The sequence below is a fragment of the Synechococcus elongatus PCC 11801 genome (genome assembly GCF_003846445.2).
Taxonomy (GTDB): domain Bacteria; phylum Cyanobacteriota; class Cyanobacteriia; order Synechococcales; family Synechococcaceae; genus Synechococcus; species Synechococcus elongatus_A.
Genome location: NZ_CP030139.2, coordinates 1,750,442 through 1,775,000 on the forward strand (window position 1 = coordinate 1,750,442; position 24,559 = coordinate 1,775,000).

24 protein-coding genes are annotated in these 24,559 nt (G+C 53.0%); 10 read left to right on the forward strand and 14 right to left on the reverse strand.

Annotation, left to right across the window (positions count from 1 at the left end):
* Positions 1-25: 25 nt before the first annotated feature.
* The 5 genes from pstA to map form a co-directional block, all read right to left on the reverse strand.
* Positions 26-937, reverse strand: coding sequence for a phosphate ABC transporter permease PstA (pstA, locus tag DOP62_RS08570; RefSeq protein ID WP_208675595.1), 912 nt, complete (start codon positions 935-937; stop codon positions 26-28).
* A complete protein-coding gene (pstC, locus tag DOP62_RS08575) occupies positions 937-1,869 on the reverse strand; it encodes a phosphate ABC transporter permease subunit PstC (protein WP_208675593.1) in 933 nt (310 codons plus the stop codon). Before pstC ends, pstA begins: the two co-directional genes overlap by 1 nt.
* Before the next feature lie 84 nt (positions 1,870-1,953).
* On the reverse strand, positions 1,954-2,967 hold the full coding sequence (locus DOP62_RS08580) for a PstS family phosphate ABC transporter substrate-binding protein (RefSeq protein ID WP_338441077.1): 1,014 nt from the start codon (positions 2,965-2,967) through the stop codon (positions 1,954-1,956).
* Between the two features lie 304 nt (positions 2,968-3,271).
* Positions 3,272-4,288 carry a PstS family phosphate ABC transporter substrate-binding protein gene (locus DOP62_RS08585; RefSeq protein ID WP_208675591.1) on the reverse strand — a complete coding sequence of 339 codons (1,017 nt, stop codon included), beginning with the start codon at positions 4,286-4,288 and terminating at the stop codon, positions 3,272-3,274.
* 140 nt (positions 4,289-4,428) lie between these two features.
* On the reverse strand, positions 4,429-5,262 hold the full coding sequence (gene map / locus DOP62_RS08590; RefSeq protein WP_208675589.1) for a type I methionyl aminopeptidase: 834 nt from the start codon (positions 5,260-5,262) through the stop codon (positions 4,429-4,431).
* A 174-nt stretch (positions 5,263-5,436) separates the two neighbouring features.
* On the opposite strand from map, the gene DOP62_RS08595 reads away from it, so the two are divergent.
* The 5 genes from DOP62_RS08595 to DOP62_RS08615 all read left to right on the forward strand — a co-directional run bounded on the left by DOP62_RS08595 (position 5,437) and on the right by DOP62_RS08615 (position 10,453).
* The gene (locus DOP62_RS08595; RefSeq protein WP_208675587.1) at positions 5,437-5,658 is read left to right on the forward strand and encodes a hypothetical protein; all 222 of its coding nucleotides are present in this window, start codon (positions 5,437-5,439) and stop codon (positions 5,656-5,658) included.
* Positions 5,659-5,842: 184 nt separating this feature from the next.
* Positions 5,843-7,414 (forward strand): GTPase HflX, encoded by a 1,572-nt coding sequence (gene hflX / locus DOP62_RS08600; protein WP_261789988.1) that lies wholly within the window; start codon positions 5,843-5,845, stop codon positions 7,412-7,414.
* Between the two features lie 116 nt (positions 7,415-7,530).
* Complete coding sequence (locus tag DOP62_RS08605; protein WP_208675584.1) at positions 7,531-8,817, forward strand: serine hydrolase domain-containing protein; 1,287 nt, start codon at positions 7,531-7,533, stop codon at positions 8,815-8,817.
* 2 nt (positions 8,818-8,819) lie between these two features.
* Positions 8,820-9,587, forward strand: a complete 768-nt coding sequence (locus tag DOP62_RS08610; protein ID WP_208675582.1) for a M15 family metallopeptidase — start codon at positions 8,820-8,822, stop codon at positions 9,585-9,587.
* A 230-nt stretch (positions 9,588-9,817) separates the two neighbouring features.
* Positions 9,818-10,453, forward strand: a complete 636-nt coding sequence (locus DOP62_RS08615; RefSeq protein ID WP_208675580.1) for a peroxiredoxin — start codon at positions 9,818-9,820, stop codon at positions 10,451-10,453.
* 144 nt (positions 10,454-10,597) lie between these two features.
* Here the strand turns inward: DOP62_RS08615 and gyrB are convergent, their stop codons facing one another.
* Positions 10,598-12,535 carry a DNA topoisomerase (ATP-hydrolyzing) subunit B gene (gyrB, locus tag DOP62_RS08620; RefSeq protein WP_208675578.1) on the reverse strand — a complete coding sequence of 646 codons (1,938 nt, stop codon included), beginning with the start codon at positions 12,533-12,535 and terminating at the stop codon, positions 10,598-10,600.
* Between the two features lie 127 nt (positions 12,536-12,662).
* Here gyrB and miaA point away from each other — a divergent pair, with 127 nt between their 5' ends.
* Positions 12,663-13,580 (forward strand): tRNA (adenosine(37)-N6)-dimethylallyltransferase MiaA, encoded by a 918-nt coding sequence (miaA, locus tag DOP62_RS08625; RefSeq protein WP_208675576.1) that lies wholly within the window; start codon positions 12,663-12,665, stop codon positions 13,578-13,580.
* A gap of 132 nt (positions 13,581-13,712) precedes the next feature.
* On the opposite strand, the gene accB is transcribed toward miaA, so the two are convergent.
* Positions 13,713-14,189 (reverse strand): acetyl-CoA carboxylase biotin carboxyl carrier protein, encoded by a 477-nt coding sequence (accB, locus tag DOP62_RS08630; RefSeq protein ID WP_208675574.1) that lies wholly within the window; start codon positions 14,187-14,189, stop codon positions 13,713-13,715.
* Between the two features lie 41 nt (positions 14,190-14,230).
* Positions 14,231-14,788 carry an elongation factor P gene (gene efp, locus DOP62_RS08635; RefSeq protein ID WP_208676854.1) on the reverse strand — a complete coding sequence of 186 codons (558 nt, stop codon included), beginning with the start codon at positions 14,786-14,788 and terminating at the stop codon, positions 14,231-14,233.
* Positions 14,789-14,917: 129 nt separating this feature from the next.
* Between efp and psbQ the strand changes: the two genes are divergently transcribed.
* Both psbQ and thiL read left to right on the forward strand, forming a co-directional pair.
* Positions 14,918-16,015, forward strand: a complete 1,098-nt coding sequence (psbQ, locus tag DOP62_RS08640; RefSeq protein WP_208675572.1) for a photosystem II protein PsbQ — start codon at positions 14,918-14,920, stop codon at positions 16,013-16,015.
* Positions 16,016-16,026: 11 nt separating this feature from the next.
* Entirely contained in the window at positions 16,027-17,010 is a 984-nt protein-coding gene (thiL, locus tag DOP62_RS08645) for a thiamine-phosphate kinase (protein WP_208675570.1), read from the forward strand.
* 11 nt (positions 17,011-17,021) lie between these two features.
* Here the strand turns inward: thiL and DOP62_RS08650 are convergent, their stop codons facing one another.
* From DOP62_RS08650 to tyrS, 3 genes are read right to left on the reverse strand one after another with little or no spacing between them, the layout of a single operon-like run.
* A complete protein-coding gene (locus DOP62_RS08650) occupies positions 17,022-17,495 on the reverse strand; it encodes a hypothetical protein (RefSeq protein WP_208675568.1) in 474 nt (157 codons plus the stop codon).
* Positions 17,492-18,214, reverse strand: coding sequence for an orotidine-5'-phosphate decarboxylase (gene pyrF, locus DOP62_RS08655; protein ID WP_370538773.1), 723 nt, complete (start codon positions 18,212-18,214; stop codon positions 17,492-17,494). Before pyrF ends, DOP62_RS08650 begins: the two co-directional genes overlap by 4 nt.
* Positions 18,215-19,426, reverse strand: coding sequence for a tyrosine--tRNA ligase (tyrS, locus tag DOP62_RS08660; protein ID WP_208675565.1), 1,212 nt, complete (start codon positions 19,424-19,426; stop codon positions 18,215-18,217).
* 69 nt (positions 19,427-19,495) lie between these two features.
* Between tyrS and DOP62_RS08665 the strand changes: the two genes are divergently transcribed.
* Positions 19,496-21,373: a transglycosylase domain-containing protein gene (locus tag DOP62_RS08665; protein ID WP_208675563.1), complete on the forward strand. Its 1,878-nt coding sequence runs from the start codon at positions 19,496-19,498 to the stop codon at positions 21,371-21,373.
* Between the two features lie 76 nt (positions 21,374-21,449).
* Here DOP62_RS08665 and DOP62_RS08670 read toward each other — a convergent pair whose 3' ends face one another.
* From DOP62_RS08670 to DOP62_RS08680, 3 genes are all read right to left on the reverse strand, one after another.
* Entirely contained in the window at positions 21,450-21,767 is a 318-nt protein-coding gene (locus tag DOP62_RS08670; RefSeq protein WP_208675560.1) for a DUF1825 family protein, read from the reverse strand.
* 139 nt (positions 21,768-21,906) lie between these two features.
* Positions 21,907-22,737, reverse strand: a complete 831-nt coding sequence (locus DOP62_RS08675; protein WP_208675558.1) for a metal ABC transporter permease — start codon at positions 22,735-22,737, stop codon at positions 21,907-21,909.
* The gene (locus DOP62_RS08680) at positions 22,738-23,487 is read right to left on the reverse strand and encodes a metal ABC transporter ATP-binding protein (RefSeq protein ID WP_208675556.1); all 750 of its coding nucleotides are present in this window, start codon (positions 23,485-23,487) and stop codon (positions 22,738-22,740) included.
* 171 nt (positions 23,488-23,658) lie between these two features.
* Here DOP62_RS08680 and DOP62_RS08685 point away from each other — a divergent pair, with 171 nt between their 5' ends.
* Positions 23,659-24,483, forward strand: coding sequence for a metal ABC transporter solute-binding protein, Zn/Mn family (locus DOP62_RS08685; RefSeq protein ID WP_261789987.1), 825 nt, complete (start codon positions 23,659-23,661; stop codon positions 24,481-24,483).
* Positions 24,484-24,559: the final 76 nt, after the last annotated feature.

The window sequence follows — 24,559 nt, forward strand, 5'->3', positions numbered from 1 at the left end:
AGCAGAAGCAGAGGAGGGTAGGAAATTAACGTTTGACTTGCAGTTTGTTGCGAATCACGATCGCCAGCGAGTTCATCGTCAGCAAAATGGCTAGCAACACGATGATTGCCGCCGCTGCCAAATTCTGAAACTCTGCCTGCGGGCGAGAGACCCAGTTAAAGATCTGAATCGGCAGAACTGTGAACGGACTTTGAAGGTTGTCGGGCAAGAAGGAAATGAAGGTCAATGCCCCAATCGTAATCAGAGGTGCGGCCTCACCGATCGCCCGTGAAATCCCCAAAATCGTTCCGGTCAGAATTCCAGAAGCCGCTTCGGGCACGATGATCGTGCGCACAACTTGCCAGCGAGTTGCCCCTAAGGCAAAACCAGCTTGGCGGGTACTGTCGGGCACTGCGCGCAACGACTCGCGGGTTGCGACAATCACAATCGGCAGAATCAACAGAGATAGGGTCAAGGAACCAGACAAAAGACTCCGACCACCCGTAATTGGCTCGGCAATGCGGACGAACAGTTCTAAGCCCAACAGACCATAGATAATCGCTGGCACCCCTGCCAAGTTGTTGACGTTGATTTCAACGAGACGGGTAAACCAGTTGTTGGGTGCAAATTCTTCGAGGTAGATGCCCGCACCCACTCCCAGAGGAAAACCGATCAAACCCACGAGAAAAATGGAATAGATGGTTCCAACCCAAGCAGAGAGAATGCCAGCGCTACTCGGGCGGCGGGAGGGAAAACTCGTCAAGAAATCCCAATTGAGATAGCCTAAGCCAGCGCTAAAAACATCCAAAACTAGGATAAGAAGCACTAAGAGCGCGATCGCAACCCCCGCCCAAGCAGCTGTTTTGAGGACAGCATCCCAGCGATAACGGTAGGCGAGGCGGAGACGAAAAGGACGGGAGGCCGTCGCAGGGGGTTGATTCGGAACTGTGGCAGCCATTATTCGTATTTCTCTTGGAAGCGACGCACGAACCAGTAGCTAAAGATGTTGAGCACGAGCGTCAGCAAGAAAAGGGTCATCCCCACGGCAAAGATGGTCTTGTAGGCGAGTGACCCAGTAGGAGTATCGCCCAAACTGACCTGCACAATAAAGGAGGTCATCGTCTGGGCAGGTTCTAAGGGGTTGATCGTCAGGTTAGGTGTTAGACCTGCCGCGATCGCCACGATCATGGTTTCCCCGACTGCCCGCGAGATTGCCAACACAATCGACGCAACAATCCCCGAGAGGGCTGCTGGCAACACAACCGACAGGATGGCCTCACGTTTGGTTGCCCCCAAGGCATAGGCACCTTCTCGCATGCTGCTAGGCACAGCGAAGATTGCATCTTCACTAAGTGAGGCGACCAGTGGCGTAATGGCAATACCTAGCACGATTCCCGCTGAGAGCGTATTAAACCCTTGCAATGCAGGGATTAAGGTCTGCAGGAATGGCGTGACAAACAACAGCGCAAAATAGCCGAAGACAACGCTGGGCACGCCAGCAATTAATTCCAAGGCTGGCTTCAAGATATTACGCAGCCGAGGTGTGGCATATTCACTCAGACAAATGGCACTCAGCAGGCCCAATGGAACTGCAACCAAGATTGCAATAAAAGTTGTCAAGAACGTTCCGGACAGCAGCACAATGATCCCAAATTGAGCACTAGGGAAAAGCGGCGTCCAACGGGTTTCAGTTAAAAAACGAACAATCGGAACTTCTTTGAAAAACTCGTACGTTTCAAAGATCAGCGTGAAAACAATGCCCAGGGTCGTTAAGACTGAGACAAATGCAAAAACGCCAAAAATACTCTTGACGATCAACTCGTTGCGCCGGTTGCGCTCACGATTCGGTCGAAACAGTGAGTCTCTTGAGGGTGGAGCCGCAGCAGACATAAATTCAGCAAACAACAGCTTGGGCGATCGCACGATCTCAACAAGAAAGCTCGGGAATCCGAGCTTTCTTTCAAGATTCAGTGATTAGAGCTTTTCTGCGAGGTTGACACCCACATCGCTACCGCCACCAAAGACAGTACCAACCACTTGGTTGTTCAACCGCTCAACCACTTTCGGCAAAAGAACGTCTGGCAACTGAATGTAGCCAGCTTCTGCTACAAGCTTACCGTTGTCAGGGTTCACCAGATATTCAGCAAACGCTTTAACTTGGGGCTTCTCGAGAGCGGACTTCGCAACGTAGATAAAGAGGGGGCGAGAGAGAGGCTCATAGGAACCATCTCGCGCTGTCTCAACACTGGGATTAACGCAATCTCCCTTGCTGTTTTTAACCGCGACAGGCTTGAGCTTGCCGACATTTTCTTCAAGATAGGCAAGGCCAAAGAAGCCCATGGCGCCTTCGTTACGCTCTACGCCTTGAACGACAATATTGTCATCTTCAGACGCGGTGAAGTCACCACGAGTACCCCCTTCGCCAATAATCGCTTCCTTGAAGTAGTCGTAGGTACCAGAATCCGTTCCAGGACCGTAGAGAGCTAGTGGTTTGTTGGGGAAACTGGCGTCAACCTGGTTCCAGTTTGAGACCTTGCCTTCTGCCGCTTCTTCCCAAGCTGTTTTGAGCTGATCGGTTGTCAAACAGGTTGCAAAGTCATTAGCGTTGTTGACCACAACACTGACAGCATCGTAGGCAACTGGCAGCTCAACATATTCAACGCCATTCTTTTCACAAAGCTCCATCTCCGAGGATTTAATCGGTCGTGAAGCTTGGGAAATATCAGTCTCACCCGCGCAGAACTTCTTGAAACCACCACCGGTTCCAGATACACCAACCGTGACGCGGACGTTACTGTTGGATTTTTGGAATTCTTCAGCCATGGCTTCCCCGATTGGAAACACAGTGCTGGAGCCATCAACTTTGACATCGCCGCTGAGGGCTGCACCACCACCTGCACTGGACTGTTGCTCACCCGAGCTGCAAGCGGTTGTTGCCAAGACTGCCAGCGCTGCGAGGCTGAGCAGTCGAAACTTGTGGGAAACCATGACGTTAACCGTGAATTACCTTAAGCTCACGCTATGAAAAGCATAGCCGGCTCCCGCAATGCCAGAGTAAAGATCTGGTTAAGGATCAAAAATCAAGACTTTTAGAACTTCTTAAATTTCAGCCAAATTAAATTTATCAACTTAGTAAGTAATGCTTAGACAACACTCAATCTAAAAAACCAGAAACTTGTTAACCTGACTTTTTGCATGGAGATTTTTATTATCTTTTGACATAATCAAGGGCTAGCAAGCGGCAATAAATTTCCACATACTAGCCCTTCAAATTAATCCCGATATCTAGGAACTAGTTGATACCTTCAGCTTTCAACAGTTCTTCGATCGTAGCACCGACTAGGCTCTTACCAGCAAAGACCGTGCCGGTTTTGTTACTTCTGAAACGCTGGGTTGCAGCAGTATAAGCTCTCGCTGGTAGCGGAACAAAACCAACTTCCCGCGATAGCTTCCCTGCATTTTGCAGGTAGAAGTTCACGAAAGATCTCACATTTGCTTTTTTGGCTGCTTGCTCACTCACATAGATGAAAACAGGGCGAGCCAGAGGATCATAGGTGCCGTTAATTACATTTTGAACTGACGGCATCACTGCTTTTCCATTGCTGTTGACGACAGCCAGAGCTTTCAGCCTATTCTTATTTTCTTCGTAGTAGGAGAAACCGAAGAAGCCGATACCGCCGCGATCGCGAGAGACACCCTGCACCAGGATGTTGTCATCCTCACTCGCCGTCAAGTCGCCCCGCGTTCCTTTCTTATTGAGAATCGCTTCGTTAAAGTAGTCGTACGTTCCCGAGTCAGTTCCCGGCGCATAAACTCTCAACGGTAGGTTCGGGAAGCTGGATTTGACCTGACGCCAGTTCGTCACTTTTTTCTCGGCATCCCGGCCAAAGATTTTTGCTAGTTCAGCAGTAGTGATGCTGTTGACTGGATTAGATTTGTTGACTACAACTGTCAAGGCATCAAAAGCGACTGGTAGCTCAATGTAGCGAATGCCTTTTTTCCGGCAGGCTTCAATCTCTTCTTTTTTAATCGGGCGAGAAGCGTTGGCGATATCAATTTCACCGTTGCAGAAACGCTTGAAGCCACCGCCAGTTCCAGATACACCAACCGTAACATTGATGTTTTTGTTGCGTTTTTGAAATTCTTCAGCAACGGCTTCAGAGATAGGGAAAACCGTGCTGGAACCATCGGCAGTTACCAACGCGCGCTGAGCGCTTGCCTCTTGCATTGGCAAAAAGGATGAAGCAGCGACAGCCACAATCGGCAATAAAGTGGCAGCACGGCGCAGTTCAGGCTTGAGAGTCGTCATGGAAAACTTGCTTGGAAGAAGGCACAAAGCCAATCCTAGGCAGGCAAGTTTAACGACCTATTAAGGCTGGACTAAGGTTTGGGCAAGCTCTGGTTAATAGACAGAGATTTAGCCGTTGAGTCGGGTCAATTGTTAGGCCATCAGACCTTAGTGCGATCGGTGAGGATTTCATAGCCATCCTCGGTTACGAGCACAGTGTGTTCCCATTGCGCCGAGAGTGAGCGATCGATGGTGACAACCGTCCATTTGTCGCGCAGGGTGCGGGTTTGCTTGGAGCCCGCATTGAGAATCGGCTCGATCGCTAGGGTCATGCCCGCCCGCAATTTGACATTGGGCAGACTGCGGGTGCGGTAGTTGAAGACGGATGGTTCTTCATGAAGGTTCCGCCCGACACCATGACCGGTGTAGTCTTCAACGATGCTGAAGCCGTTGGCCTCAACGTGATCCTGAATCGCTCCTGCTAAATCAAGGAGATAGGCACCGGCTTTGACTTGCTCAATTCCCTTGAACAGCGCTTCTTCAGCTACGCGCTGAAGTTTTTCAGCTTCTGTTGAGACTTTGCCAACCGCGATCGTGATGCAAGAGTCGCCGTGGAAGCCTTGGAAAAAAGCACCCGTGTCGACTTTCAGTAGGTCACCTTCGCGGATGACTTTGCGGCCATTGGGAATGCCATGCACCACTTCATCATTGACGCTGGCGCAAATGGAAGCAGGAAAGCCGTGGTAGCCCTTAAAACTAGGGGTTGCGCCCATCTCGCGGATCCGCTGCTCCGCATAGGCATCAATATCTGCCGTGGTCATGCCGGGCTCAACGCGCTCTGACACTTCTTTGAGCACGGTCGCGACGATCCGCCCTGCCTGCCGCATGATCTCGATTTCGCGGCTGGATTTAATCTCGACGCCACGCCGTTGCTTTTTGATGCGCGGCCCCGAAGGAGATTCAGCGGGCGCAAGCAAATTGGTCAGGAGATTCATTGCGCAGGGTGGGCAGAAACTTCCCTAACGCTAACAGATTGGTTCTGTAAATCGCTGAAAAAAGAGTTGAAAAACTGCGATACCAAGGCTACCTGGGGGGCAATCCCTGCGATCGCCCGCAGCCCCGGATTCGAATCGCTACACTGACAGCAAACCGAGCGCGGGGCGATCGCCATGCCGTACTTTACTTGGGAAGAACGGGCGCTGACTGCAGATACGCAAAGCATTGTGCAGATGGCAGAGCGGTTGGAAGAAGCCGCCGAACTGCTGCGCCAGATGGCCGAACGCGGCTTTGTCCTGGAGCGCATTGCGGGTCAAAGTCGGCTTAGTCATGCGGACCCTGCTGTCTTTGCTGAGTTTGAGTTTGTCGATGAGTCCTCGCCCTCAGCGGCTTAATCTCTTGCAAAAGAATTCGACAGGCGATCGCCCCAGTTTCTAGAATTGGGGCAGCTTTTCATCGGATTTCAGTCCTATCGAGACGATTTACGGCAACCTCAAAGGCCTCAAGCCCAGCCAGCTCAAGCAACTCGATCGCCTGTATAAAGTTCGGCTTAGCCTCGATTGCTTAGCAACGCCAGAATTGGCAGAACGTCTGGCCGCCATCAGTGCTGACTTAGAACAACCCGTCACGGTCTACCTTGATCGACGCGGGCATGTCACCCGTGTTGGGGTCGGCAACGTTCGTCAGACTCGAATTCCCCCAGTGGAACTACCGCGCTATGGGGCGGGCCGTCTCTGTGGCCTGCGTTGTCTGACTACAAGCCTCAGCCCAGAGCCGCCAGATGAAGGTGCTTTGACGACGATGGCACTGCAGCGGCTGGATGCCCTGATTTGGCTCTGTGTGACCCGCCAAGGCAAAACTCGTCGAGGTGGCGGTGCCACTGGTTACGTTGCTCAAACTTATCTGGCCCATTTGCTCGCTCATCCGGAGCAGCGCTGGACCGTTTCACCAGAACTGGATTTAGAAGCTCTAGCGCAGCAGCCTTGTGTTGAATTTGTCGAGGCACTCGAGGAAGAACTGCAACGAGGACTCAGCAGCCAAGCCGTTGCCGAAGGCCGCGATCGCGTTCTCCTCGTTGGCGTCAAAACACAAGGCATTAGCGATCGCCGCTTTCAAGAAGGGTTGTTGGAGTTGCAGCGGCTAGTCGAAACAGCGGGTGGCGAAGTCGCTTCCATCCTCCAGCAAAAACGCCTACGGCCCCATCCCCAAACCGTGGTGGGTGAGGGGAAAGTTGCCGAAGTGGCGTTGGCTGCTCAAACCCTCGGCGTTAATCTGGTTGCTTTCGATCGCGACCTCTCTCCAGCTCAAGCCCGCAACCTCGAACGGGAAATTGGCCTGCGAGTCGTCGATCGCACGGAAGTGATTCTCGATATCTTTGCTCAACGAGCCCAATCAGGCGCAGGCAAACTGCAGGTCGAACTGGCCCAGTTGGAATACAAACTGCCGCGGCTGACTGGCCAGGGACAAGCTCTCTCACGGCTAGGGGGTGGCATTGGTACGCGTGGCCCCGGGGAAACCAAGCTAGAGACGGAACGCCGCGCCATTCAGCGACGGATTACTCGTTTGCAACGGCAGGTCACGGAGCTGCAAGCCCATCGATCGCGGTTGCGGCAACATCGCCAAACCCTGCCTTCGATCGCAATCGTGGGCTACACCAATGCTGGCAAGTCAACGCTGCTCAACACCCTCACCCAAGCGGAGGTCTACGCAGCCGATCAGCTGTTTGCGACCCTCGACCCAACGACGCGACGGCTGGTGCTGAATGCCAACCCAGGGTCAGAACCAGACGTGGTCTTGCTGACCGATACGGTGGGCTTTATTCACGAGCTGCCGCCACCCTTGGTCGATGCCTTCCGTGCCACCCTCGAAGAAGTCACAGAAGCGGATGCCCTGTTGCATCTCGTCGATCTTTCCCATCCGGCTTGGTATGCCCAAATCCAGTCGGTGATGAGCATTTTGCGGGAAATGCCGGTGACACCCGGACCAATTTTGCTCGCCTTTAACAAGATTGATGCGGCGACGAGTGAGACCTTGGCGATCGCGCAAGCGGAATATCCGCAGGCAGTATTTCTCTCGGCTTCACGGGGACTTGGTTTGGAAACCTTGCGACAGCGACTTGGACAGCTTGTGCACTATGCCCGTGCAACTTAATCCCTAGCGCTAGCGATCGCTATTCTCTTATTTTCGTCACTTTTGAAAACAACAATGCCCTATCACATGACCCGATCTCATGCTTTTAGCTGCAATTGTTTGGATAGGAAACTAGGATGCGATCGCGGCAAGTTTGGATCGGTTTTAGTCTGCTGTTGATTTGGACAGTGGCTGTCCTAGCTGTTGTCTATTTAGAAGCCCTTTGGTGGGGGCACCCGGCACTCCGTCCCGGCAATCTTGCATCGCTCGAGACATATCTACAAACCCAATTAGAACAAGCTGAAGGGCGCTCCCTTGGAAGTGCAGCCTTGCTGCTGGTTCGCGATCGTGAAGTCGTCAAGACCGAGACTTTTGGGGTGGCAAATCCTCAGATGCGATCGCCCGTGATCGCTGACCAAACCCTGTACCAAATGGCCTCGGTCAGCAAAATGGTTACAGCCTGGGGCGTCTTAAAACTCGTCGAACTAGGTAAAGTCCAACTTCAAGATCCAGTCCTCCCCTATCTCAACCGCTGGCAATTTCCCCCAGCAAATCCCTACCGATCGAAAGTCACGATCGCTCAGCTCCTCAGTCATACGGGTGGCTTAACAGATCAGTTTGGCTATGCAGGCTTTCTCCCTGAAGTGCAGCTGCCAACTCTTGAACAATCGCTGACACGAACGGAGGATGTTGCCTTTGGTCTGCCGCGTGGCGTGGAAGCTCAGTTGGCACCGGGGATAGACTGGCGCTACTCCGGCGGTGGTTATAGCGTTCTGCAACTCTTGGTCGAAGAAGTCAGCGGTCAAAGCTTTGCCCAATTTATGCAGGAACAAGTTCTCAATCCTTTGGGAATGAGCCAGTCTAGTTTTGATTGGTCAGCACTAGATGCACAGGGAGAGACTACCAATTTAGCCACTAGTTTTACAGAAGCCATAGAGCCGAGCCCTCATCGCCAATATGTAGCGACAGCTGCAGCTTCGCTATATGCCACTTTGGAGGATATGGGCCGCTTTGCGATCGCCAACCTTGATCCCAATCCTGTTCTGAAAGCCTCGACTTTGGCCTCAATGTGGAAGTCCCAACCCGGAACTCAGGGGGATTGGGGACTGGGCTATGCCATCTACCAAGCGTTGCCAACGGGTGGAGCAATCGTGGGTCATGACGGGAATAATGTTCCAGCTCTGAATCACACAGTTCGACTCAATCCCCAGACGGGTGATGCGATTGTGCTGTTGATTTCAGGAAATCGACAACTCGCCAGTGATCTTGGAGCAGATTGGATTTATTGGGAAACTGGTCGAGTTCAACCAGAAGCCCAGTTCCGCTATTGGCAAGCTCGCCTTTGGGCTGCTGGGTTGCTCATCAGTTTGGGCGCAATCGCGATCGGCGCAATGTTCTTGCGCAGAACTCAACCCTGGCTTTAACCATGTGGAAGCGTTTCTGGCTGACCATTCTTGGTGTCCTATGTTTCTGCGGCTGGATTGTCAGCCACAGCTGGGCAAATACACCTGTCGATCTATCTTCAAAGCCGATTTCTGAGATCGCCACTTGGCAACGATTTCTCATTGATATTCAAACTCTGATTCCTGATGTAGATCTCGATATTCGCTATTACAGGGATTACAACTTTGTGGGTCGAAAAATTGATGGCTATCAGGCACCGAAATGTCTGTTAACACCTGCAGCTACACAAGCCTTAGCAGCTGTTCAAGCTGACTTGGCTCCGCAAGGATATGCTCTAGAAATTTATGATTGCTATCGTCCTCAACAGGCTGTCGATTTGTTTGTTCTCTGGGCTGAAGATCTGGACGATCGCCAAATGCAGCAGCAATTTTATCCTCAGGTCAACAAGGCTGACTTATTTCAGGATGGTTATATCGCAGCAAAATCAGGCCATAGCCGAGGAAGTACCGTTGATGTAACGCTGGTTCCCCTCAAGAGCAAGACAACTCCCTGTACGCGATCGCGTCCCTGTCAAGACAATAGTTTGGACATGGGAACTGCTTTTGATTATTTTGATCCTCTCTCACATACTCTGAACTTTCAAATTTCACCGGAACAACAGCAAAATCGCTTGCGTTTAAAAACAGCAATGGAACGGCAAGGGTTTCGGAATTTACCGGAAGAGTGGTGGCACTATACGCTCCAGAATGAGCCCTATCCCGAGACTTACTTTAATTTCCCAGTGCAGTGAAATCAGCCGTGGGGCGATCGCTGTAACTTCTGCAGTTTGTTTCTCGGGAAGTGGGAAGCAAAGCAATCAAGCCAGGACAGAGGCGAAAGTGAGTCAGTCTGCGGAGCGACTGAAGGGCCGGGGTCTCTCAGAATATTTAAAGAATGTTCAGATTCCCGCAGGAATTACCGGAGTATTGGTGGCATAATCGGATACAGACAGAATTACTGATTGTTCTGCCAGGAGCTTCTATGTCTCTTCGTCTCGGCGATACCGTCCCCAACTTTACTCAGCAGTCCAGTGAAGGCGAAATCAACTTCTACGATTGGGCCGGAGATAGCTGGGTCATCCTGTTCTCGCACCCCGCCGACTATACGCCCGTCTGCACGACCGAATTGGGCACCGTCGCTAAGCTCAAAGATGAATTTGCCAAGCGCAATGTCAAGCCGATCGCGCTGAGCGTTGATGATGTTGAGTCCCACAAAGGCTGGATCAGCGACATCAATGAAACCCAAAGCACCCAAGTCAACTACCCGATCTTGGCAGACCCCGATCGCAAAGTGTCGGATCTGTATGACATGATCCACCCCAACGCCAACAACACCTTGACGGTGCGTTCGGTGTTCATCATTGATCCCAATAAAAAGCTGCGTCTGACCCTGACCTATCCCGCTAGCGCTGGTCGTAACTTTGACGAGCTGTTGCGGGTGATCGATTCGCTGCAACTGACTGATAACTACAGCGTTGCTACCCCTGCTAACTGGAATGATGGCGACGATGTTGTTGTCGTGCCGTCGATTCCGACTGAACAAGCGCGCGAGCAGTTCCCGAAAGGTGTCACGGAAGTGAAGCCTTACCTGCGTCTGACCCCGCAACCCAACCGCTAAGTCTTAGCAGGACCACTCAAGTTAAATCAGACTGAAAAAGTCCCTTCTGAAGTTTGCTTTAGAAGGGACTTTTGATATTTCAACCGATATGGAAAAAGGGACTGACTGAAGTCCCTTCTCTCTGCAGCAACAGGTTTGTAACGGTTAGATATCGAGGGCAGCCAGACTGAGTTGTGGGCCGTAGGTTTCAATGAACTCGCGGCGGGGTTGAACGCGATCGCCCATCAAGATGGTGAAAATGCGATCGGCTTCAGCGGCATCTTCGATCTCCACCCGTTTCATGGTGCGGGTTTCGGGATCCATCGTCGTTTCCCAAAGCTGCTGGGGCATCATTTCACCCAAACCTTTGAAACGCTGGATTGTGTAATTAGCATTCTCAGGGAAGCTCGCAATCCGCTCTTGCAGCTCGCGATCGTTGTAGCAGTAATAGTGATTACGACCACGCTCCAACTTATAAAGCGGTGGGCAAGCAATGTAGATGTAGCCCTGCTCAAGTAGCGATCGCTGATAGCGATAGAAGAACGTGAGCAAAAGGGTTCGGATATGCGCACCATCGACGTCCGCGTCCGTCATGATCACAATGCGGTGATAGCGCAGTTGTGAGGCATCAAACTCCTCGCCTTTAATACCGAGTCCAAGAGCCGTAATCAGGGCTTGGATTTCAGTGTTTTTGTAGATCTTGGCGTCGTCTGTTTTCTCAATATTGAGAATTTTGCCGCGCAAGGGCAGGATTGCTTGGAAGCGGCGATCGCGACCTTGTTTGGCGCTGCCACCCGCAGAATCCCCTTCCACAATAAAGATTTCAGACTCGCTAGGATCGCGACTCGAACAGTCCGCTAATTTACCCGGCAGTGTCGAAGATTCTAGAACGGATTTACGGCGTACTAGTTCTCGCGCCCGCCGCGCTGCTTCCGCCGCATTAAAGGCTTGGATGGCCTTTTCAAGAATTAGATCAGCAACGTTGGGATGAAACTCCAGATACTCCGTCAGCGTTTCGCCGACGAGTGTATCGACGATACCGCGAACTTCCGTATTGCCAAGCTTGGTTTTGGTCTGGCCTTCAAACTCTGGATCGGGGACTTTGACCGAAACGATCGCAGTTAAGCCTTCGCGGATGTTTTCACCGGAGAGATTATTATCTGCATCTTTGCGCTTATTCCGTTTGCGGGCGATCGTGTTCATCGTCCGCGTCAAGACGGTTTTCAGCCCCTCAATGTGGGTGCCGCCGTCGATCGTGCGAATGTTATTAGCAAAGCCAAGAATGCTGTCGCTGTAAGCATCAACACACCACTGCAGTGCAGCTTCAACCTGCACACCATCTTTCTCAGACTGCACAAAAATAATTTCTTCGTGCAGGGCCTGCTTGTCGGCATTCATGTAGGCGACGTATTCGCGAATGCCACCTTCAAAGTAATAGGTTTCTTTGTGGGGCTCGTGGTTTTTGGTGAGCTGCAAACGCTCATCCGTGAAGTCAATGCGAACACCCGCATTCAGATAGGCCAGTTCTTTGAGGCGACTGGCGAGGGTGCTGTAATCAAATTCTGTTGTTTCAGAGAAGATTGTGGCATCGGGCTTAAACCGAACCCGAGTCCCCCGGCGATCGCCAGCATCGGGTGATACCTGTAGCTCCCCAATCGGGTTGCCTTGCTCAAAGCGCTGCTGATGGGTTTTGCCTTCGCGCCAAACCGTCACCTGCACAAACTCTGACAGGGCGTTGACGACGGAGACACCCACCCCGTGCAAGCCCCCCGACACTTTGTAGCCGCCGCCGCCGAACTTACCGCCAGCGTGCAAGATCGTCAGCACCGTCTCAAGTGCAGACTTCCCCGTTTGGGGGTGAATATCCGTTGGAATGCCTCGACCGTTATCGGTCACTTGGCAGGAACCATCTTCTAGCAAGCGTACATCGATCGCGTTGCAATAGCCTGCCAGTGCTTCATCGACGGCATTGTCCACCACCTCGTACACTAGGTGATGCAAGCCTTTTGGCCCGGTACTGCCGATGTACATCCCGGGACGTTTGCGAACCGGCTCGAGCCCTTCGAGAACCTGAATCTGACTCGCGCCGTACTCGTTGGCCATGAATGCCGCGCCCCTGCCCCTGAAAAACCGGCCTTATTGAGCGTTTGAGCCCAAAAAGTATCAAAATACTAGCACAAAAGCCTTAAAGACGCTTCTGGGTGTCTCTGGAGGCGCGATCGCAGTAGAGATGGAATCGCATTTGAAATCAGGTTTGATTGTCCTTTGTGGCCCAACAGCAACAGGAAAATCGAGTTTGGCGATCGCGATCGCCCAGCAGTTAGGCAGTCCGATTCTCAGCGCTGATTCCCGCTTGATTTATCGCGGCTTCGATATTGGCACCGCCAAGCCCACGGCGACTGAACAGCAGCTCGCGCCTCACTATCTCATCGATCTCTGTGATCCGCGTCAGGGCTTTACCGTCGGGGACTATCAAGACCAAGCCGTCCCGCTCATTCAACAATTCCAAGCCCAAGGTCAAATCCCACTCCTGGTCGGCGGAACCGGACTCTACATCAAGGCAATCGTCAACGGTTTACGTTTTCCACGCATTGCGCCCCAACCTACGCTGCGATCGCAATTGCAACGGCTCGGGCAACCACTTTGCCATGAGCTGCTGCAGCGGGTTGATCCAGTCGCAGCGGAGCGCATTCATGCCAACGATCGCGTGCGGACGCTGCGGGCCTTGGAAGTGTTCTACGTCAGTGGCGATCGCCTTACGGATCTCCAGAAAGAACAACCGCCAATCTACCCAATCCTGCAAATCGGTTTAGACAGCGATCACCTAGAAGAGCGAATTCGGCAGCGGACGATGCAAATGCTGACCGCTGGCTTTATTGAAGAAGTCAAGCAGTTAGGGGATCGCTATGGCTGGGATCTACCGTTGCTCAATACCTTGGGCTATCGGCAGGTCTGCGCCTATCTGCGGGGAGAGCTCACTGAGACTGACTTGCCAGAGCAAATTATTCTTCAGACCCGTCAGTATGCAAAACAACAGCGCACTTGGTTTCGAGCTAACCCCTCGATTCACTGGATTGATGCTGATGCTAGCGATCGCCTTGATCTAGCACTGCAGCTGATTGAAGGCTTCTTCACAACTCTCTCCTAGCAAGCTCTCAGCTAGACTTTCCGCTCCTATCCGCAGAGAGTTTCGCTGCAACAAACATCCAGTCAGACGAGGGGCCCAAGTCATACCACCACCACCCTCGCAAGAGACGATTGCTGACGCCCAAAGCTCTGCTTAGAGCGGCCGCAACCGGAAGAGGGGCTGATTGAATTCGACGGGTTCGCCATTCTGCACCAGAACCTCGACGACCTCACCGGCCACCTCTGACTCCAGTTCGTTCATCAGCTTCATCGCTTCGAGAATGCAGACGGTTTGACCGACCTGAATGCGATCGCCAACATTGACAAAGGGCGGCTCTTCCGGCGCGGGCGCTCGATAGAAGGTACCGACCATCGGCGCCGTAATCTCCAGCAGTTTCTCTCCTCCCAAAGGACCAGCAGGCGGTGCAGCAGCAGGAGTAGGGGCTGGGAGTGGAGCCGGTGTTGGCGCCACTGCTACGGGTACGGGCGGGGCTGCAACCACAATCGGATCACCGGTTGAGCCCCGTTTCACGTGCAACTCAAAGTCCACGCCCTTGAGATCAAACTCAGCAATATCTGAGTCACTCAGCGCGGTCAGCAGCTCTTGCAGTTGGCTGAAGTTCAGTTGCACAGTGATTCTCCCTTCTCAGTTCGGATAACAGCGATTGGCCTCTATTCCCGACCGAGGTAGGAATCGTTGCGAGTGTCGATTTTGATTCGCTCGCCCACCGAGATGAACAGAGGCACCATCACCTGAGCGCCGGTCTCGACTTTGGCCGGTTTGGTACCACCGGTCGCCGTGTCGCCCTTGACGCCGGGGTCCGTCTCAATGACTTCCAAAACCACCGAGTTGGGCAGTTCGACCTCAATCACTTGGCTATTCCAAGTGATTACCGTCGCTTCCATACCCTCTTTCAGGTATTTGACGCGATCGCCAATCGTGGCTGCATTCAAGCGGGCTTCTTCGTAGGACTCCATGTCCATGAACACGAAGTCATCGGCATCTTTGTAGGTGTACTGCAGCGTACTTTTTTCGAGAACAGCTTGGGGGACGGTTTCGCCAGCACGAAAGGTTTTTTCAACCACGTTGCCGGTTTTGGCATTCTTCAGCTTGGTCCGCACAAACGCCGATCCCTTACCCGGTTTAACGTGCAAGAATTCCACCACCCGCCAAACAGCGCCGTCAATTTCGATCGTGGTTCCGGTTCGAAAGTCGTTGCTAGAGATCATGACGTGCGGCTGTGAAAGAGCGGAGAACGAACGCAACACATTCTACTGCTCAGGGCGATCGCTTCTGACGTGGGCGGCCCAAGGCCCTGTGGCATAGTGAGAGAATTGGACGCTTTCGCTGGCTCTATCATGCTGTCTTTGGGACGTCGCGCTGCGACTTGGCTGCCCCGCCTATTCGCCCTGAGCTTCGCTTTAATCCTGCCGGCGATCGCCATCGCCCCTGCTGCGATCGCGGGCTTGCCGCCGGGTAACGCAATCACGGATGGCCGGGCATTGTTGCGCTACGCACTACCGATCGACAATCCTGATATCCGCGAAGTCCAAAAAGATATTGAAGGGCTGTCAGATAACCTCCGCGCCAAGCGTTGGGCACCGATCGAGCGCAACCTCAAGCATGTGTCGAAGGTGCTAAACCTGCGCCCCAAAAATATTCTGGCGGCAGTCCCTGAGGAGCGGCGACCGCAGGCTGAAGCACTTTTGGCTGAGCTGAAAACAGACCTCAGCAAGCTAGAAGAAGCGACTGCAGCGAAGAATAAACCCGAGGTTCAAGCTGCTCGCAATCACTTCCTCGCAGTTGTTGGCGAAATCGAAGAATTGATGGTCGAGGGTTTCCCCTTCGAAGTCCCTGCTGAGTATCGCAACCTGCCTCGCCTCGAGGGTCGCGCCACGATCGCGGTTGAAACCACCCAAGGCGATTTGACGCTGGTCGTGGATGGCTATAGCGCCCCAATTACCGCTGGCAACTTTGTCGATTTAGTGCAGCGCGGCTTCTACAATGGCCTGCCTTTCACTCGCGCTGAAGACTTCTACGTCTTACAAATTGGCGATCCTGTCGGCCCTGAGACTGGCTTCATCGATCCCAAAACGAAGCAAGAGCGCCAAATTCCACTAGAAATTTTGGTGGAAGGCGATCGCGAGCCGGTCTACGGTGCAACTTTGGAAGAACTAGGGCGCTATACCGATAATCCGGTGCTGCCCTTCTCGGCCTTCGGTACCTTGGGTTGGGCTCGCCCCAGCGATAACCTCAATGGCGGCTCCTCGCAGTTCTTCTTCTTCCTGTTTGAACCGGAGCTGACACCTGCGGGTCTGAACTTGATCGATGGTCGCTATGCCGCCTTTGGCTATGTTGTGGAAGGGAAAGAAGTCCTCGAGAAACTTCGCCCCGAAGACAAAATCCTCAAGGCAAAAGTGGTTGCTGGCGCTGAGCATTTAATTCAGCCCAGCTAGGGTCAGCATTTGTGGGCGATCGCAGCCTGGGTGACTTAGGTGAACAAGGCTTGTTGCCACTGATGCAAGCCTTTTGTCCACCAGAACAACGAGGCGATGATGCGGCAATCCTGACACCCCCAGCAGGACAGCAGCTCGTTGTCAGTAGCGATGTCTTGGTAGAGGGTGTGCATTTCAGCAATGCCACCACGCCACCGGAAGCGATTGGTTGGCGGGCAGCTGCAGCTAACTTGTCTGACCTTGCAGCGATGGGGGCTCAACCGGCTGGAATCACTTTGGCCCTGGCCTTACCGAGCGATCGCCCGCTGAGTTGGCTAGAGGCAATTTATCAGGGGCTTGAACGCTGTCTGCGACAGTACGACTGTCCGCTGATTGGCGGCGATTTAAGCCGATCACCCACAGCAACCCTCGCGGTCACTGCATTGGGTTGGGTTGATCCCGATCGCGTGATTCGGCGATCGACTGCGCAGGTTGACGACTGGATTGTGGCGACAGGAACCCATGGCCTGTCCCGCCTCGGGCTGGGGCATCTGCTCCAAGAATGGGTGCTGCCAGAGCCGGTACGAGCACGAGCGATCGCTGCCCATCAAACGCCCTATCCACGTTTAGATGTTGTGCCGTTGCTCACGCGATCGCAGCCCCCTCAAACAGCGTGGCGGGTAGCTGGCATGGATAGCAGCGATGGCTTGGCGGATGCAGTGCTACAAATCTGCCGAGCTAGTCAGGTCGGGGCAGTGATTGATGCTTTACCACTACCGCAAGCCGCTGATTTCGATCGCGATCGCCTGATTCAAGCTGCTCTCTACGGCGGCGAAGATTTTGAGTTAGTGCTCTGCCTACCGGCAGATTGGGCGCAAGCACTTCTCACAAGGCTAGGCGATGAAGCACAAGCGATCGGGCGGATTACAGCAGAGCCAATTGTTCAGCTCACGATCGGCGATCTCTACGAAATTCTCAGCCTCGATCGCGGCTTTCAGCATTTCAAAGCGAGCTGAGCAGGAAAGGTTCAGAACGATCCTGAACTAAGGAAATTGGCACGGCAGTCCCGCAGCCACGTTTGAACGGCCTGACCAATGCGACCGCCACTGCTTTCTTGGGGCGGTGTTGTCGGGCGATCGGCTAACGGATAAGGCCCCCACTGGGAGTAGAGGCTGACAAATTGCCAACCCCGATCGCTCGGCGTCAAAAATAGCCAGTGAAACCCTTGGGAGAGATTGCTGTGTTGACCGAGGAAGCTGCGTTCCAAAGTAGTGAAAAAGAGTTGTTGGGTGCTGCGATCGGGCAATGAACCCAGCGGTAACGGCAACGGTTCAAAATTCAGCTGCCCTGCTGTCAGCACCGATCCGAGAGGCTTTTGATCAGGGGAAAGCGCCACAGTGCGATTGGCGTAGGCCGGTAAATCTTGCAGCAGTTGCGGCGCGATCGCCTCGAGGGGCGCTTGGCAAGGAGTCGTCGCCAGCAAGACCCCAGCCCAAATCATGCCGTTAATTCCTCGCAGACTCGCTGGAAGGCTGCTGCCGGATCATCCGCCGCCGTAATTGGCCGGCCAATCACGAGGTAGGTGGCTCCCGCTGCGATCGCCTGCTGAGGCGTCATCACCCGTTGCTGATCACCGGCAGCCGCCCAAGTCGGTCGAACCCCCGGCGTCACTCGGATAAACGCATCCGAACAGGCCGTACTGACCACAATCAATTCCTGGGGCGAGCAAACACAGCCGCCAATGCCACAGGCTTCAGCCTGACGCGCCAAGTGCTGAACGTAGTTGGGCACTGCTTCCGGTACATGCAACTCATCATTGAGCTGTTGCTGACTCAAGCTCGTCAACACCGTCACGGCTAGCAGAGTGGGAGGCTGCACCCCGGCTGCTTCTGCACCCGCGATCGCCGCTGCTTGAGCTGCTTCCAGGGCTGGCTTCCCAGCCGTGGCATGAATCGTCAGCAGGTCCACACCATAGCGAGCAGCACTGCGACAAGCACCCGCCATTGTGTTGGGAATATCGTGAAATTTGAGGTCGAGAAAAATCTTTTTATTGCGCTGTTTAAGAGCCTCTAGCACCGTCGCACCAGTCGCTACAAATAGCTCTAGTCCGACCTTAAAAAAACGTGCTTCAGGCAGGCGATCGATCAACGCGATCGCAGCTTCAGCATCCGGCACATCTAGCGGCACAATAATGCGATCGCGAGGCTCTAAACCAGTCATTTATTGAGCCACCAAACGAACAAACTTTTTCTTGCCAACTTGAATCACCCGCCCTTCGAGTTCCGTCGGAGCCTCAAAGATGTAGTTGGGGTCGGCTAGTTTTTCACCATCAAGGCGCACTGCCCCACCTTGAATTTGACGGCGGGCTTCCGAGCTAGTCAGTCCCAATCCAACCGCACCGACTAAGTAGAAGGCTTTGGCAGGGAAGTTCACTTGACTGAGCGGAAACTCGGGCACTGCTTCTGCTTGAGCAGCACTGCCCTGTACCAGTTCTTGTGCGGCTTTCTGAGCCGCTTGCGCTGCTTCAGCACCGTGATATTGACCAACAACATCAAGTGCCAAGAGTTTTTGGCGATCGCGGGGATTTTCAGGCAGTGCCGCTAAGTCCTGATTGGTCAGCAACTCGAAGTAATCTTCAATCAATGCATCCGGCACTTTCTCTAGCTTGGAATACATGCTCAGGGCATCTTCATTCAAGCCAACATAATTGCCGAGCGATTTCGACATTTTTTGGCTGCCATCCAAGCCAATCAAAATCGGCAATAGCAGACCGAATTGCGGTTGCAGACCAAAGTGACGTTGTAGATCGCGCCCAACTGCAATATTGAACTTTTGATCGGTGCCACCCAGTTCCACATCCGATTGCACAGCCACAGAATCGTAGCCCTGCATCAGCGGGTAGAGAAACTCGTGCAGATAAACTGGTGTTCCTTTTTCGTAGCGTTCCGAAAAGCCCTCTTTCGCCAGCATCTGCCCCACGGTCATCGTGCCCAGAAGTTCTAAGATTTTGGCGAGATCGAGTCCAGCTAGCCACTCAGAGTTGTAGCGAATCTCTAATCGTCCAAGCGTTTCAAAATCCAGAATCGGCCGCAACTGGTCGAGGTAGGTTTCGGCGTTGCGCTGCACATCCTCCACCGTCAGTTGCCGCCGTACTTCCGACTTGCCGGTAGGGTCGCCAATCCGCGCCGTGAAATCACCAATGATCAAAACAGCGGTGTGACCCGCGTCTTGAAACTGGCGCAGCTTGCGAAAAATGATGCTGTGACCGAGGTGAATATCGCTGCCGGTCGGGTCAATACCCAGCTTGATCCGCAGCGGGCGATCGCCTTTTTGCAGGCGTGCCACCAAGGAGACATCCGGATCGGTGCTCTCTGGTTGATGAGGAAAAATTTCGTGTGTGCCGCGTTGCAGCCAAGCCCAAGAATCGCTCACTGTTCCAGTCTGCTGAACTCCGTGATTATACGGCGGGGCTTATCCTGAGAGGAAAGTGTTCGACAGGCGATGGGTAGCCTCACAACGCCTCAAGCTCTCCCCAAGCGATCGCGCCGACAATGGCCGGGACGTATCCTTTACGGCAGCAGCGCGATCGCGATCGGTGCCGTCTTGGGGTTGGCGATCAGCTTCCGCAACTTGCCCGATGTACGGCTACTGCGGCGCTACGTCCCCAGTCAGACTACTTACATCTATGACATCAACGGCGAACTGATTGCGGCGCTCCACGATGAAGCCAACCGTGAGACCGTTCCCCTCGATCGCATCTCACCCAAGCTGCAGCAGTCCGTTCTCGCGATCGAGGACAGCGGATTTTACAACCACCTTGGTATCGATCCTGTTGGCATCGGTCGAGCACTGCTAGCGAACTTCAGCTCGGGTGGCGTGGTTGAAGGTGGCTCAACCTTAACGATGCAGCTGGTCAAGAACCTGTTTTTGACGCCGGATCGAAACATCGGCCGCAAGCTCACTGAAGCAGTGCTGGCGTTACGGCTAGAACAGGTGATCAGCAAGGATCGCATTCTGGAGCTGTATCTCAATCAGGTCTATTGGGGGCGCAACCTCTACGGCGTTGAAATGGCGTCGCGAAGCTATTTCAACAAGTCAGCAGCAGAGTTGGATTGGGCAGAAGCCAGCTTTCTCGCTGCCCTGATTGCGGCACCGGAGTACTACACGCCATTCGATGAACGCGATCGCCTAGATCCTCAGCGGCTCGAACGTGCAAAAGAGCGACAGCGTTTAGTTCTGCAACGGTTGGTGGCGATCGGTCAGATTAGTCCAGCGGCAGCGACCACAGCAGCAAATCAAACCCTGCAATTCGGCGAAATCACCTCCTTTCGTCCGAGTCAGTCACCCTATGTCAGTGACGCGGTTATTCAGGAGTTGGCACAGCAGTTTGGTCGCAGTGCCGTTGTTCAAGGCGGGTTGCGGGTGCAAACCACAATCGATTTGCGGATGCAGCGCCTGGCTGAGCAAGTAGTGCAGGAGAACTACCAGCGCAATCGGCAGCGGGGCTTGCGGGCAGAGCAGATGGCCTTGGTGGCAATCGATCCACGGACTCACTTCATCAAAGCGATGGTGGGTGGCGTCGATTACCGCACCAGTCAGTACAACCGTGTCACCCAAGCCCGCCGCCAGCCAGGCTCCGCTTTCAAGCCCTTTGTCTTCTATGCAGCCTTAGCGACAGGCAAATACACACCCAGCAGTTCTATTGCTGATACACCCATTACCTATCAGTTGGGTGCGGAAACCTATTCGCCCCAGAACTACGATCGCAGTTTTGCTGGCAACATGAGCCTGACGAGTGCTTTGGCACAATCGCGCAATATTCCGGCAGTGCGACTAGGGCAAACGGTTGGCCTCGATCGCGTCATCGAAATTTGTCGCCGGATTGGCATCAGTAGTCCGATGCAGCCAGTTGTTTCACTCCCCCTAGGTGCGATCGGGGTGACGCCACTGGAGCTCACGAATGCCTATGCGACATTGGCAAGCGGCGGCTGGTATGCGCCGCCAACGCTGATTCTGCAAGTGCGCGATAGTCAGGGTCGACGCTTGCTCGACAACACACCTCGACCACAACCCGAACTCCAGTCCAAAGCTGTGGCACAGCTCAACCAAATGATGCAGGCCGTAGTAACGAGCGGGACGGGGCGATCGGCTCAACTCAACCGCCCGGTAGCTGGAAAAACGGGTACGACTTCAGCTGAGCGTGACATCTGGTTTGTGGGCTACACCCCTGAGCTAGTAGCCTCAGTTTGGCTAGGCAACGATGACAACAGCAAGATTGGCGGCGGTGCAACCGGGGGTGAAATTGCAGCACCGATTTGGCGTCAATTTATGCAAAAAGCCTTGGGAAATCAGCCTGTCTCTCCTTTTCCAAAGCCATAAGAACTAGCGCTTAATTGAGCCTATTAAATCAGAAAATAGTTAATTTAGATCAGGTTTTGCTGGGCAATACAAGTGCTTAAGGCTCAATTTGAGCTTTCATTCGCTCGAGCGTTTGGTGCATTTGTTCGAACATCATCTGAGGTGTCATACCAAATTGACCAAGCTGAGTCTTCATTTGCTCGACTGTCATCTTGGCAGAGAAGTCATCCGATAGTTCAAATCGTTTCATAAAGATGCGATAGCGATCCATGATCGCTTCCATTTGATCGATATACAGGCGTTTTCCTTCGCGGTCAAACTTACCGTAATCACTGCCCAACTGAATGAGCGACTGATAGTCTTCAAATAACTGCCGCGCTTCTGCTTGGACAATTTCAGAATCGAAGAATCCCATAGCGATCGGCAGAATCCAACAAGGCAACAGATTCAGTTGCGTAGCTGCATTCTAGGACACCCTTTTTTGGGACTTCAACGCTGGATTGGGAGGGGTTTCCGTACTTCAGTCCGTACTTCAGTAGCACCCTGCAGCGGCCTTAGCCCTGTTTTTGCCAACTCCGACGCGGGTTGATGAGGATTGTGATCACGAAAACCAAGGAGGCTACGAGAACAATGGCTGGCCCCGAAGGTAAATCCCAGAAGAAACTTAGATAAAGACCAACCAAACTAGAAGCACTTCCAATCGCGATCGCCAACAGCATCATCGGTACAAAGCGCCGCACCCATAAATAAGCCGTAGCGGGCGGGGTAATCAACATCGCAATGACCAACAGCACACCAACTGCTTTCATTGCAACAACAATCGTCATCGCCAAGATAACTGTGAGGCCAAGATCAAACCAACGCACTGGTAATCCAGCAGCTTGCGCAGCGAGGCGATCGAAACAATAAAACTGCAACTCCTTGTGAAAGAGCACGATCGCGATCGCTACTAAACTCGCAACGATTGCCGTATCGCGGAGATCAGCAGGACTAACAGCCAGCAAGTTACCAAACAAGAAATGATTGAGGTCAATCTTATTTTGCTTCTGAATTAAGGTGATCAAGGTCACCCCTAAAGCAAAAAAAGCTGAGAGAACAATACCCATTGCGGCATCGGCTTTAAGAGGCGATCGCGTTCGGATAAAGTCAATCGAAGCCGCACTCAATAAACCAGCAATAAAAGCACCAAAAGCAAGGGGTAAACCCAAGGCAAATGCTGCAGCCAATCCTGCTAAGACCGAGTGACTAATTGCATCTCCAAGCAAGGCTAACCGCTGCACCATCAGGTAGCTGCCAGCCATCGCCCCCAAAATCCCGATGAGGAGGGCAACAGCTAGCGATCGCTGCATGAAGGCATATTGCAACGGCTCCAGCAGAGCTTCCATCTAAGCCGCCTCATGCCGTGTAATGTCCAGTCGCGCCCCATAGGCTTGGGCCAGATGATCGGGCTGCAAGACTAACCGGGGGTGGCCTTGAGCAATCACTCGCTGATTAAGTAAGACCAGTTCATCAAATTGCTGAGTGGCTTGTCCTAAATCGTGATGCACCACAATCACGCCATGACCTTGCTGCGCTAGATCTCGCAAAATTGCATAGAGCAATCCTTCGCTACGGCGATCAATTCCCGCAAAAGGCTCGTCCAATAAAAATAGTTCTGCTTCTTGAGCCAGCGATCGTGCAATAAACACCCGCTGTTGTTGTCCACCTGATAACTCACCAATCGGTCGCGATCGCAAATCCCACAATTCGACGCGCTCTAGAGCAGCCTTCACAGCTTGTTGACTCGCAGCCGAAAAGCGCCGCAACCAACCCGTCCGAGCAACACGCCCCATCAAAACGACATCTTCAACAGTCGCCGGGTAGTCAAAATCAACTTGTGCCCGCTGCGGGACGTAGGCCACTCGCTGCAACTGACTCGTGAGGGATGTGCCGCGCCACAGGACTTCACCATGATGCGGCACAAGCCCAAGGATGGCTTTTAAAAACGTGCTCTTGCCAGCACCATTCGGCCCAACAACCCCAATCACTTGACCCGCTCGCAACTGCAGATTCAGTCCCTGCAACACCTCGCGATCGCGATAGCTGGCACTCAGCTGCTGAACCTGCAGCACAGGATGCGTAAGAGACTGAGACACGAGAGCACATCATGAAACGATCATGAGACTATTATGAAACAAAAATGAAATGATGCAGTGATGTCGCGTCTTGCTCCCTGGCTAGCTCCTCTCGGGCTGCTCATAAGCATCAGCCTAGTTGCCTGCCAAGACTCATCCACCCGTAATAGTTCCCAGTCAGAGTCACTGAAGGTGGTAGTCAGCACAACGATACTGACGGATCTCACACAGCAGATTGGCGGTGATGCGATTACGGTCACTGGCTTACTGCAGCCAGGTGATGATCCCCACGTCTATGAGCCTGTACCCCGCGACACAGTCGCCTTAGCCGAAGCCAACTTGATTATCCTCAACGGATATAACTTGGAACCAAAAATTGAAAAACTAGCAATAAGTGTCGATAGCAAGGCGACAATTCTGAGAGCAGGAGAAGCGATCGCCCCTCTCAAATTAGGTCGTGCTCCTGACCCCCACGTTTGGGGCAATGCGCGCAACGGCATCCTAATGGTTCAATCCATTCAGCAAAAACTCTGCCAACTACAGCCGAGGGATTGTCCGCAGTTTCAAGCCAATGCCCAAGCACTCTCACAAGATCTCACTCGTCTTAACACTTGGATCCTCCAGCAAATTGCCACAATCCCAGAATCTCAACGGCAGTTAGTCACGACCCACGATGCTTTTCAGTATTATTCCCAGGCGTATCAACTGCCCGTACTTGGAACACTGATCGGCATTAGTACAGAGGAACAGCCCAGTGCCAGAACTGTTCAAACACTAGCAAAAGCTATTAGAGAAACAGGTGTTCCTGTCATCTTTACTGAAACAACTACCAATTCCAGTCTTCTAGAGACCGTTGCCGATGAAGCCGATGTTCGCCTATCTCGTCAGCCCCTCTATGCCGATGCGATCGGTCCGGCAGGAAGCAAAGCTGATAGCTATATCAAGATGCTTGTTACTAATACCCAAACCATTGTTGATGAATTGGGAGGCAAAACAACCAGTTTTCAAGCAGATTAATCACCTAAGCAGGTTAGAGATACTATGCTGAATCCAATTTCACATAACACAAAGCCCCCTCTGCTGTTGTAGTGAG

What these genes read in the sequence shown, in the direction of transcription:
- pstA (WP_208675595.1), bottom strand. Translation starts at nt 937, where the DNA reads ATGGCTGCCACAGTTCCGAATCAACCCCCTGCGACGGCCTCCCGTCCT.
- pstC (WP_208675593.1), bottom strand. Translation starts at nt 1,869, where the DNA reads ATGTCTGCTGCGGCTCCACCCTCAAGAGACTCACTGTTTCGACCGAAT.
- DOP62_RS08580 (WP_338441077.1), bottom strand. Translation starts at nt 2,967, where the DNA reads ATGGTTTCCCACAAGTTTCGACTGCTCAGCCTCGCAGCGCTGGCAGTC.
- DOP62_RS08585 (WP_208675591.1), bottom strand. Translation starts at nt 4,288, where the DNA reads ATGACGACTCTCAAGCCTGAACTGCGCCGTGCTGCCACTTTATTGCCG.
- map (WP_208675589.1), bottom strand. Translation starts at nt 5,262, where the DNA reads ATGAATCTCCTGACCAATTTGCTTGCGCCCGCTGAATCTCCTTCGGGG.
- DOP62_RS08595 (WP_208675587.1), top strand. Translation starts at nt 5,437, where the DNA reads ATGCCGTACTTTACTTGGGAAGAACGGGCGCTGACTGCAGATACGCAA.
- DOP62_RS08605 (WP_208675584.1), top strand. Translation starts at nt 7,531, where the DNA reads ATGCGATCGCGGCAAGTTTGGATCGGTTTTAGTCTGCTGTTGATTTGG.
- DOP62_RS08610 (WP_208675582.1), top strand. Translation starts at nt 8,820, where the DNA reads ATGTGGAAGCGTTTCTGGCTGACCATTCTTGGTGTCCTATGTTTCTGC.
- DOP62_RS08615 (WP_208675580.1), top strand. Translation starts at nt 9,818, where the DNA reads ATGTCTCTTCGTCTCGGCGATACCGTCCCCAACTTTACTCAGCAGTCC.
- gyrB (WP_208675578.1), bottom strand. Translation starts at nt 12,535, where the DNA reads ATGGCCAACGAGTACGGCGCGAGTCAGATTCAGGTTCTCGAAGGGCTC.
- miaA (WP_208675576.1), top strand. Translation starts at nt 12,663, where the DNA reads ATGGAATCGCATTTGAAATCAGGTTTGATTGTCCTTTGTGGCCCAACA.
- efp (WP_208676854.1), bottom strand. Translation starts at nt 14,788, where the DNA reads ATGATCTCTAGCAACGACTTTCGAACCGGAACCACGATCGAAATTGAC.
- psbQ (WP_208675572.1), top strand. Translation starts at nt 14,918, where the DNA reads ATGCTGTCTTTGGGACGTCGCGCTGCGACTTGGCTGCCCCGCCTATTC.
- DOP62_RS08650 (WP_208675568.1), bottom strand. Translation starts at nt 17,495, where the DNA reads ATGATTTGGGCTGGGGTCTTGCTGGCGACGACTCCTTGCCAAGCGCCC.
- pyrF (WP_370538773.1), bottom strand. Translation starts at nt 18,214, where the DNA reads ATGACTGGTTTAGAGCCTCGCGATCGCATTATTGTGCCGCTAGATGTG.
- DOP62_RS08665 (WP_208675563.1), top strand. Translation starts at nt 19,496, where the DNA reads ATGGGTAGCCTCACAACGCCTCAAGCTCTCCCCAAGCGATCGCGCCGA.
- DOP62_RS08670 (WP_208675560.1), bottom strand. Translation starts at nt 21,767, where the DNA reads ATGGGATTCTTCGATTCTGAAATTGTCCAAGCAGAAGCGCGGCAGTTA.
- DOP62_RS08675 (WP_208675558.1), bottom strand. Translation starts at nt 22,737, where the DNA reads ATGGAAGCTCTGCTGGAGCCGTTGCAATATGCCTTCATGCAGCGATCG.